We start from the raw sequence: 9386 nt of genomic DNA on the forward strand, positions 1-9386 counted from the left end.
AGGTCACGGTTTTGCAAGAGGTTGCCATGTTCCGCAGTCGCCTGATCGAGATCCTGAAATCCCTGCTTGTCAGCCTTGCGATCTACCCGGTCGTGCTGGTCGGCGTCTGGGGGCTGATCGCGCTGGGCAGCTTCGCTGCGGACATGCACATGCCAGCCGACACGATGCCGCTGATCTATGGGCTTGTGTTCGCGGGGCTGACCGTGGCGCTGATTGACATCCTTGGGGTGGCAAGCGTGGTGCTGGCGCTGGTGTCCAGCGCGAACCTGATCGAATACGCGCAGTTGCTGGTGCCGGGCCGAGAGGCCTCGACGATCGACTTCGTCGCCGGTCTGGCCGGCGTGATCGTCGCGGCGACGCTGGTCTGTTCTGCCCGTGCCCTTCTGGAGCGGCAGTCCAAGGCCGACCTGCCCGCCTGAACACACGCCCAAGCGGACGCCGGGATCACATCGTTTCGTTGCAGTGACGCCGAAACGCCCGTTTCAGCATGTCCAACTCGGCCCTCAGCAGGTCCAGCTCTCCGCGGATGTCGTCGCCCAGCGGTTCGCCGGTGACCACGTTGAAGCTGTTCAGCGTTTCTCCGGTCGCGCCATCCTGAATCAGGAATGTCTGCACCCCGTCGGACAGAAGTTCCGGCGGAATGGCGATCTTGACCGCCCACTGCCCCTGCGTGCCGGGGTCGGGCGAGACCGCAACGGTGTTCAACAATTTGCCCAGATGGGTGACTCGAAGATCTGGCACGCCGCCATCCGGCGCGGCACCGGTCAGGATGCCTTCCCAGATGCCCGCCTGAATGCGCGTCTTGATCAGCGAAAGCTCTGTCATCGAGCGGATCCCTTCATATCTCGGCCCGCGGCCGACGGGTCAGGGCAAGATCGCGCAAAAGGATCTGGTTCATCTGCGCGCCCTCGAAGATCAGGTCCAGCCACATACGCTCGACCCGCTTTTCGTTCATCTTGGTGTAGGCAAGGTCGAACTCGACGTTCACCTCGTCCGCTTCGGTCGCGGTGATCGGCAGTTCGCGGACGATCTGTTCGACGTTCGGGCCGTTCTTGATGTTCAGCCGCGCGAAGATCTCCAGCGGTTTCTCTGCCTCGACCACGGTGGTCATCCGCACGATGTGCCGCCGTTCCAGCCCCTGCACCGAGTCTTCGGGCAATTCCACGACCAAAGACAGGAACGATCCGTCGAACCGGAACACGTCCATCCGCAGGCCGAACGGGGCAAGGTCGCTTTCGCGGGTGTTGCGGACCTGCCGAAGGGTCAGTTCGCTGACGCGGCAGTCGTGGAACACCTTAACCTCTTCGCCGTACTCGGTCTTGCTGTCGACCGCGACAAGGCCCGGCGGCTGCACCTGCCCGCGCCACAGTTCGGGGCGATACCACCAGTCGCAATGAAGCGGTTTCTGGATCGCGTCAGACCCGATCAGCGGCAGCGTCAGCCGTTCCTCGGCGATGTACAGCACCTTGTTCAGCCGCCGCCGCAGTTCCCGCGCACGGGCCCGCATGTCACGCAAGGTGCCAAGATCCACCGACTCGGCCCGACGCGCCGCGCGGGTCCACCGCCGCAGCGCGGCCTGGTGCCGTATGGTGTCGGTGATCCTGCCCAAACCGTTCGCCTTCGTCTCAGCCGCAGAGCGGAAGTCTTGGTTGTTCCCTGTTTAGAAACAGATAATCCGGCCAAGAAAAAGGCCGACGACCCGCAAAGCGCGGGAAACGATCGGGATTGCTGCATTTCAGCCCGCGACAGAGGCGCGCCGGGTCTCTGCGATCACCCCGCGCAGCGTCGCGACCGCAAGGTCCGGCGCCATCGGCTGGTTCGCGAAACTCATGACCGACGCGGTCACAAGGTGTCCGTTCACCTCGAACAGGCCGCGCCAATAGGTCGCTTCGGTGCCGGGCAGCGCGGTGGCGCTGGTGTCGCGCAGACGGATCAGCAAGGCCTCGCCCTCGCGCCGGGTCTCCAGCACCTCGACCGAGGTATCAAGCCCGTCGCGGGCCAGCGCCGCGCGCCCGGCGGGCGACGACAGAAAGGTTTCAAGCTGCGGCAGCGTCGCGGCGAAACCGGGCCCGCCGTCCGGTGGCGACACCGCGACCGTCAAAAGACCCTGCTGCAACGGCCGTCCGGCGCTGCGGTCCCGCGCGATCGAGGCGCAGGCGCCCAGCAGCACGAACGGGGTTTCCGCCCGCAACCGGCTTCCGGCGCGGTCGACGCAATATCCTTGCGGCCCGCTGACGGTGACCGCGCCGCGCGCCACGTCGACCGACTTTGGCGGGGTACGCGACAGGCCTGCGCCCAGACCGTCCGTAAGGTTCGCCAGTCCCGCTCCGCCACCGCAGGCGGTAAGCGAAACAAGCGCCAGCCCGGCGATCAGGCGGTGCAGCCGTGTCGAGGTCGTGGGCATGTGCCGGCTCCCGTTGCAAATGCGGTACCGACCGGGATAGGAAATCGGAACGCCCGAAACAAGCGGCCCGCGCGGTCCCCGGGCGCGGGGGGACCATGCCAGCAGACAGCACAGCCTTCGAAGACTACGTCGCACCTGCGCGGGCGCGGCCCGAGCTTTGGCGGCTGATCCTCGGGCTTGTCCTGGGGCTTGGCGTCTATGCGGGCGGGCTGGTGCTGTATTTCAGCCTGCTTGGATCGGCGATGGGCGTTGCGTCGACCTCTTGGCTGGTCGATGTCGCGACCCGCTCGGAACGACCGTTCGGAACGCTGGTTTTGCTGGGCAGCTTCATCGCGATGGCGGCGGCGCCGATGCTGTTGGCGCCCGTGCTGCACCAGCGTCGGATCGCAACGCTGATCGGGCCGCTGCGCCAAGCCGCGCGCGACTTTGGCCGGGTTGCCCTTGCGACGGCGGCGGTGCAGGCGGGCGCGCTGGTCTTCTGGGCGCTGGCTTACGACGTGACGCCCAACGTGGCTTTCGGCCAGTGGGCGGTGCTGCTGCCGCTGGGGCTGGCCGGTGTCCTGCTGCAGACCGGCGCCGAAGAGCTCGTGTTCCGGGGCTATATCGTGCAGCAGCTTGCGGCCCGGTTCCGCAGCCCGTTGATCTGGGGCGTGGTGCCCGCCGTGGGCTTTGGCCTGCTGCACAGCGATCCGGCGATGGGCACAGAGACATGGCACCTTGTGCTTGCGACGACCATCTTCGGGCTGATCGCCACCGACCTGACCGCGCGCACCGGCACGCTGGGCGCCGCGTGGGGGATGCATTTCACCAACAACGCCGGCGCCATCCTGATCCTGTCGACCGAGGGCAACATCAGCGGGTTGTCGCTGTTCGGCACGCCCTTTCTGCCGGGGACCAGCGGCTGGCAGGTGGTGTTCGACTGCGTCGCGCTGCTTGTCGCGTGGCGGCTTGCCCGGCGGTTCCTTGCGCGTTGATTGCATTTCGTCGCGACGCCGACTATCTGACGCCATGACCGGAATGATGACCCGATAGCCACTCAAGGGCACCCGATGAACTGGATCTCGAACTACGTCCGCCCCAAGATCAACTCGCTGTTCTCGCGCCGCGAGACGCCCGAGAACCTTTGGACGAAGTGCCCCGAGTGCGGAACGATGCTGTTCCACCGCGAGGTGACGGACAACCTGAACGTCTGCACCAACTGCGACCACCACATGAACATCACGCCGCGCGCCCGCTTCGAGGCGCTGTTCGACGGCGGTGTGTTCACCGAGGTTTCGGTGCCGGAGCCGCTGACCGACCCGCTGCAATTCCGCGACCAGAAACGGTATCCCGAACGGATGCGCGCCGCGCAGCGCGAGACCGGCGAGAAAGAGGCGATGCTTGTCGCGCAGGGCGAGATCGGGCGCACGCCCGTGGTCTGTGCCGCGCAGGACTTCAGCTTCATGGCCGGGTCGATGGGGATGTATGTCGGCAACGCCATCATCGCCGCCGCCGAACGGGCGGTCGAGGCGAAGCAGCCGCTGATCCTGTTTTCGGCCGCCGGGGGCGCGCGGATGCAGGAAGGCATCCTGTCGCTGATGCAGATGCCGCGCACCACGGTCGCGGTCGAGATGCTGAAAGAGGCCGGGCTGCCGTATATCGTGGTGCTGACGCACCCGACGACCGGCGGCGTCACCGCGTCCTATGCCATGCTGGGCGACGTGCACATCGCCGAGCCGAACGCGCTGATCTGCTTCGCGGGCCCCCGCGTGATCGAGCAGACCATCCGCGAGAAATTGCCCGAGGGCTTCCAGCGTGCGGAATACCTGCTGGACCACGGGATGCTTGACCGCGTGACGCACCGCAAGGACATGCGCGACGAGCTGATCACCATCGTCCGGATGCTGATGGGGCTTGGCCCCGCGGTCCGCGGCGACTTGCCCGCGCCGGATGGAACGGCAGGGCTTGCAGAACCGAAGCCGGAGGAGACGGTCGCGCCCGCAGCGGAGGCGGCCGCGGAGGCCAAGACCGAGTGACCACCCAGACATCGGACGTCATCCTTGAACGGATGATGTCGCTGCACCCGAAGATCATCGACCTAACGCTGGATCGGGTGTGGCGGCTGCTGCACGCGCTTGGCGATCCGCAGGACAGCCTGCCGCCCGTGATCCACGTCGCCGGAACGAATGGCAAGGGGTCGACCCAAGCCATGCTGCGCGCCGGGATCGAGGGCGTCGGGCTGCGCGCCCATGCCTATACCTCGCCGCATCTCGTGCGCTTCCACGAACGCATCCGGCTGGCCGGAGAGCTGATTTCGGAAGCGGCGCTGACCGACGTGCTGGACGAGTGCGAGGCGGCGAACGGCGGCGAGTCGATCACCTATTTCGAGATCACCACCTGCGCGGCGCTGCTGGCCTTCGCGCGAACCCCGGCGGAGTTCACGCTGATGGAGGTTGGGCTTGGCGGTCGGCTGGACGCGACCAACGTGGTCGATCCCGCGCTGTGCGTGATCACGCCGATCTCGATGGATCACCAAAGCTACCTTGGCGAAACGCTGGCCGAGATCGCTTTCGAAAAGGCGGGCATCCTGAAGCCCGGCGTGCCCTGCGTGGTGGGGCGGCAGGCGGACGAGGCGCTGGAAGTGATCGAGCGGCAGGCGGCGAAGGTCGGTGCTCCGCTTTTGATCCACGGTCAGCACTGGCACGTCACCACCGAGCACGGGCGGCTGGTGTTCCAGGACGAGGACGGTCTGCTGGATCTGCCGCTGCCGAAGCTGCTGGGGCACCATCAGGTCGATAACGCGGGCATGGTCCTGATGGCGCTGCGCCACCTTGGGCTGGGCGAAGGCGCGTATGAACCGGCGCTGCTGAATGCAGAGTGGCCTGCCCGGATGCAGCGTTTGCGGCGCGGTCCCCTGGTTGAAGCGGCGCCCGGGGCCGAGCTTTGGCTGGATGGCGGTCACAACCCGGCGGCGGGCGAGACGCTTGCGCGCACGCTGGCAGAGCTGCCGCCAAAGCCGCTGTGGCTGATCTGCGGGATGCTGAACACCAAGGACCCGGTGGGGTATCTGCACCCGATGGCGCATCTGGCGCAGGGGCTGCGCGCCGTCAGCATCGATGGTGTCAGCGCCACGCTGACCGCCGCCGAAACTGCCGTGGCCGCGCGCCGGGCCGGGCTTGAGGCAGAGCAGGCGCATTCGGTGCTGGACGCGGTGCAAGAGGTCGCCCGGCTAGAGCCCGGCGCGCGCATCCTGATCTGCGGGTCGCTGTACCTTGCCGGGACCGTGCTGGCCGAAAACGGCTGAGGCGCTGCCTTTTGCGCAGGAAGCGGATCGCCCGGAGAGATCCGACCCAGCAGGGATGTTTCGCCGCGCGGGCGACGCGGGCGTGATCAGCGGCGCTTTAGCCGCGTGGCCACGTGCACAAGGCCGCCCAGCAGCAGGCCCCAGACCGCGGCGCTTAGCCCGATGATCGTGATGCCGGACGCGGTGACAAGGAACGTCACCGCGGCGGCTTCGCGGGTCTCGGGTTTTTCCAGCGCGCCCCCGGCAGAGTGGGCGAAGACGCCCAGCAGCGCGACGCCTGCCAGCGTTTCGACCGCCAGATGTGGGGCGGCGGCGGCCAGCGTGGTGATCGCCGCGGCGAACAGGCCGAACAGGCAATAGAACAGCCCGGCCATCACCGCCGACCACCAGCGTTGGGCCGGGTCCGGGTGCGAATCCGCATCGCTGCACATCGCCGCCGTGATCGCCGCCACGCAGGTCTGCGGCGCGCCGAAGGGGGCCGACAGGATGCTGGCAATAGCGGTGCCGGACAAAAGGCGCGGGGCCGAAGGGTCGTAGCCGAAGCTGCGCAGCACCGCGATGCCGGGAATGTTCTGCGCGGCCATCGTCACGATGAACAGCGGAACGCCGATGCTTAGTAGGGCGGATAGCTCGAACTGCGGCATAACGAACTGCGGAACGGTCAGCAGGCTGTCCGGCAATGGCACGGTGTAGCCCTGTTCGATCACGGTCAGCGCGAAGGCCACCAGCACCGCTGCGGGGACCGCGAAGGTGCGGTTGCACCGGCTGACGACGAACCATGTGACAAGGATCGGCAGCGCGGTCAGCGGAACCTCGGCCAGCGCACGGAACGGCGCAAGGCACAGGCCCAGCAACACGCCCGCCAGCATCGCCTGCGCCAGCGGCGCCGGGATCGACGTGGTCAGCCGCCCCAGTGGGCGATACAGCCCCGCCACCAACGTCAGGACTCCCGCGAACAGGAATGCGCCGACCGCCACCGCGAAGCCCCCCTCGGGCACCACGGTGGATGCCAGCAGCGCCGCGCCGGGCGTCGACCATGCGACGCTGGCCGGGATGCGGCTGACGAAGCTAAGGACCAGCCCCGCCAGCCCCATCGCCAATGCGGCGAACATCAAGCCCGACGCGGCCTGCGCATCGTCTGCGCCCATCGCACGGATGCCCTGCAACAGGATCGGGAATGAGCTGAAGAAGCCGACGACGGCGACGACGAAGCCTGTGGTGACGGTTTGGAACGGCGGAAGCGTGCGGGGCAAGGAAGGAACCTGTCCGGAGTGTATTGCCCCGGCTTCCTAGACCGACAGTCGGACAGAGGAAAGGCGGCCGCCGTGGCAGCTGCTATGCGGCGCTTGACCCCTGCGCATCCGCCGGGGCTTCGCCACCCGCCATGACCACGGTGCGGTAGGGATACGGGATCTCGATACCGGCGTCGTCCAGTGCTTCTTTGACCTTGCGCTTCATGTCGGTCTGGAAGGCGAAGTTATCGCCCGCATCGACCCACACCCGCACAAGGAAATCGACCGAGCTGTCGCCGAGGTTGTTCACCTGAATGAACGGCTCGGGGTCGGACTTGGCGCGCGGATCGGCCATGATCGTGTCGAGGATGGTCTTTTCCGTCAGCTTCAGGTCCGCGTCGTAAGACACACCGAACGTCCATTCCGCCCGCCGGGTGGGATAGACCGAGTAGTTCTCAATCGTGTTGCCCCAGACTTGCGCGTTCGGGATGATGACCTGTGTGTTCGACAGCGACGCAAGCTCTGTATAGTTCAGCGACACGTCCTTCACGGTGCCCATCTCGTCCGCGATCTCGACGAAATCGCCGACCTTGATCGGGCGGAACAGGATGATCATCACGCCCGCCGCGACGTTCGACAGGGTGCCTTGCAGCGCAAGGCCGATGGCCAGACCGGCGGCACCAAGGGCGGCCACCAGCGACGTGGTTTCAAGCCCGAACCGGTTCAAGACGAAGATCACCGTGATCCCGAGAATCGCGTAGCGCGCGATCGAACCGAGGAAGTTGAACAGCATGCCGTCCAGTTTCTCGTGCCGCTCGCCCAGCTTGCGAATCCGTCGCGCGGCCCAGCCGCCGATCACGAAGCCCAGCAGCAGGATGACGACAGCCGACACCACGTTGCCCAGCACGGATGCAAGGAAGTCGACGGTCAGAACGTCGCCAACGGTCACGCCTTCAGAGATCTGAAGGCTTAGGAAGCTGTCGAGGTTCATGCCAGTTCGTCCATTTTGCTTGCCATCTTGATATCCAGTGCCGACAGGCCACCCGCGTCATGGGTGGACAGCGTCACCTCGACCGTCTTGTAGACGTTGAACCACTCGGGGTGGTGGTTCAGCTTCTCGGCCCACAGCGCGGCGCGCGTCATGAAGCCGAACGCCTCGACGAAATTCTTGAACTCGAAGGTCTTGGAAATGGCATCGCGGTCCTCGGCCTCGGTCCATCCCGCGGCCAGCAGGGGCGCAAGCTGTTCCGCGCGCTCGGTTTCGGTCAGTTTGTCGGTCATTCCTGTTCCTCGCGGTTCTCTTGTCGGAACGGGCCGTAGCTTGTCAGCACCTCGATCTCGTTGTCGACGGCGGCCCGTTCAGCGTCGAGATATTCCGCAACGGCGCGACGGAAACCCTCATCCGCGATCCAATGCAAAGAATGACACTGTGTGGGCAGGTAACCTCGGGCCAATTTGTGTTCGCCCTGCGCGCCCGCCTCGACCCGGGAAAGCCCGTTGGCGATGGCGTAGTCGATGGCCTGATAGTAGCACAGTTCGAAGTGCAGGCAGGGGTGATGCTCGGTGCAGCCCCAGTACCGTCCGTACAGGGTCTTGCGCCCTATGAAGTTCAGCGCCCCGGCGACATAGCGGCCCTCGCGCACAGCCAAGACCAGCAGGATGTCGTCCCGCAGCGTCTCTTGCGCCTCGTGGAAGAAATCGCGCGTCAGATAGGGCGAGCCCCACTTGCGGCTGCCGGTGTCCTGATAGAACCGCCAGAAGGCATCCCAATGCTCGGGCTCGATGGCGTCGCCCGTCAGCGCGATGATCTCGCCGCCGAAGTTCTGCGCCTGTTGCCGTTCCTTGCGGATGTTTTTGCGCTTGCGCGAGGACAGGTCGGCAAGGAAGGCGTCGAAATCCGCGTAGTCGTGGTTCAGCCAGTGAAACTGGTCCGACAGGCGGTGCATCAGCCCCATCTCGTCGCCGGCCTTGGCCTCGGCCTCGGTGCAGAAGGTGACGTGGACCGACGACAGCCGGTTCTCGGACGCAAGCTGCACCGCGCCTTGGATCAGGGCGGACTGGCCCATCTCTTCCAGCCCCGGCCGGGTCAGCAGGCGGCGGCCGGTGGCGGGGGTGAAGGGAACCGCGATCTGCAGCTTGGGATAGTACCGGCCGCCCGCGTTTTCATAGGCATGCGCCCACGAATGGTCGAAGATGTATTCGCCCTGGCTGTGGCCCTTGGCGTACATCGGCGCGCAGGCGATGGTTTCGCCGTCCATCTTCGCGGTGACGTGGCGCGGCTGCCAGCCGGTGCCGGGCCCGACCGAGCCGGATCTTTCCAGCGCCAGCAGGAAGCGGTGGGTGGTGAACGGGTCGTCGGGGCGTCCGCCGTCCGCCGCCTCGGGGCAGGCACAGGCGTCCCAGTCCTCTGCCGGGATCTCGGCGAGGCTTCCGTGCAAGTCGATGTCGATGCGGGTTTCGCGCATAA

At 66.3% G+C, this 9386-nt stretch carries 11 protein-coding genes; 4 read left to right on the forward strand and 7 right to left on the reverse strand.

The genetic code is table 11. The annotated features are described in order from the left end of the window. The first annotated feature begins 26 nt into the window (after nucleotides 1–26). Complete coding sequence (locus tag P1K30_RS08295) at nucleotides 27–419, forward strand: VanZ family protein (protein ID WP_275632223.1); 393 nt, start codon at nucleotides 27–29, stop codon at nucleotides 417–419. Between the two features lie 25 nt (nucleotides 420–444). On the opposite strand, the gene P1K30_RS08300 is transcribed toward P1K30_RS08295, so the two are convergent. The 3 genes from P1K30_RS08300 to P1K30_RS08310 form a co-directional block, all read right to left on the reverse strand. Beyond that, entirely contained in the window at nucleotides 445–825 is a 381-nt protein-coding gene (locus tag P1K30_RS08300) for a hypothetical protein (protein WP_275632224.1), read from the reverse strand. A gap of 13 nt (nucleotides 826–838) precedes the next feature. Next, on the reverse strand, nucleotides 839–1609 hold the full coding sequence (locus P1K30_RS08305; protein WP_275632225.1) for a DUF6478 family protein: 771 nt from the start codon (nucleotides 1607–1609) through the stop codon (nucleotides 839–841). A 126-nt stretch (nucleotides 1610–1735) separates the two neighbouring features. Beyond that, nucleotides 1736–2404, reverse strand: coding sequence for a hypothetical protein (locus tag P1K30_RS08310; protein WP_275632226.1), 669 nt, complete (start codon nucleotides 2402–2404; stop codon nucleotides 1736–1738). Between the two features lie 95 nt (nucleotides 2405–2499). On the opposite strand from P1K30_RS08310, the gene P1K30_RS08315 reads away from it, so the two are divergent. The 3 genes from P1K30_RS08315 (at nucleotide 2500) to P1K30_RS08325 (ending at nucleotide 5687) form a co-directional block, all read left to right on the forward strand. Continuing rightward, the gene (locus P1K30_RS08315; RefSeq protein ID WP_275632227.1) at nucleotides 2500–3378 is read left to right on the forward strand and encodes a CPBP family intramembrane glutamic endopeptidase; all 879 of its coding nucleotides are present in this window, start codon (nucleotides 2500–2502) and stop codon (nucleotides 3376–3378) included. A 75-nt stretch (nucleotides 3379–3453) separates the two neighbouring features. After that, nucleotides 3454–4419, forward strand: a complete 966-nt coding sequence (gene accD / locus P1K30_RS08320) for an acetyl-CoA carboxylase, carboxyltransferase subunit beta (protein WP_275632228.1) — start codon at nucleotides 3454–3456, stop codon at nucleotides 4417–4419. Further along, entirely contained in the window at nucleotides 4416–5687 is a 1272-nt protein-coding gene (locus P1K30_RS08325) for a bifunctional folylpolyglutamate synthase/dihydrofolate synthase (protein ID WP_275632229.1), read from the forward strand. Before accD ends, P1K30_RS08325 begins: the two co-directional genes overlap by 4 nt. A gap of 86 nt (nucleotides 5688–5773) precedes the next feature. Here P1K30_RS08325 and P1K30_RS08330 read toward each other — a convergent pair whose 3' ends face one another. The 4 genes from P1K30_RS08330 to P1K30_RS08345 form a co-directional block, all read right to left on the reverse strand. Continuing rightward, on the reverse strand, nucleotides 5774–6940 hold the full coding sequence (locus tag P1K30_RS08330; RefSeq protein ID WP_275632230.1) for a benzoate/H(+) symporter BenE family transporter: 1167 nt from the start codon (nucleotides 6938–6940) through the stop codon (nucleotides 5774–5776). Between the two features lie 82 nt (nucleotides 6941–7022). Continuing rightward, the gene (locus P1K30_RS08335; RefSeq protein WP_275632231.1) at nucleotides 7023–7910 is read right to left on the reverse strand and encodes a mechanosensitive ion channel family protein; all 888 of its coding nucleotides are present in this window, start codon (nucleotides 7908–7910) and stop codon (nucleotides 7023–7025) included. After that, nucleotides 7907–8200 carry a 4a-hydroxytetrahydrobiopterin dehydratase gene (locus P1K30_RS08340; protein WP_275632232.1) on the reverse strand — a complete coding sequence of 98 codons (294 nt, stop codon included), beginning with the start codon at nucleotides 8198–8200 and terminating at the stop codon, nucleotides 7907–7909. Before P1K30_RS08340 ends, P1K30_RS08335 begins: the two co-directional genes overlap by 4 nt. Continuing rightward, entirely contained in the window at nucleotides 8197–9384 is a 1188-nt protein-coding gene (locus tag P1K30_RS08345; RefSeq protein WP_275632233.1) for a GNAT family N-acetyltransferase, read from the reverse strand. Before P1K30_RS08345 ends, P1K30_RS08340 begins: the two co-directional genes overlap by 4 nt. Nucleotides 9385–9386 lie beyond the last annotated feature (2 nt).

The sequence above is a fragment of the Psychromarinibacter halotolerans genome (assembly GCF_029168315.1).
Lineage (GTDB): Bacteria > Pseudomonadota > Alphaproteobacteria > Rhodobacterales > Rhodobacteraceae > Psychromarinibacter > Psychromarinibacter halotolerans.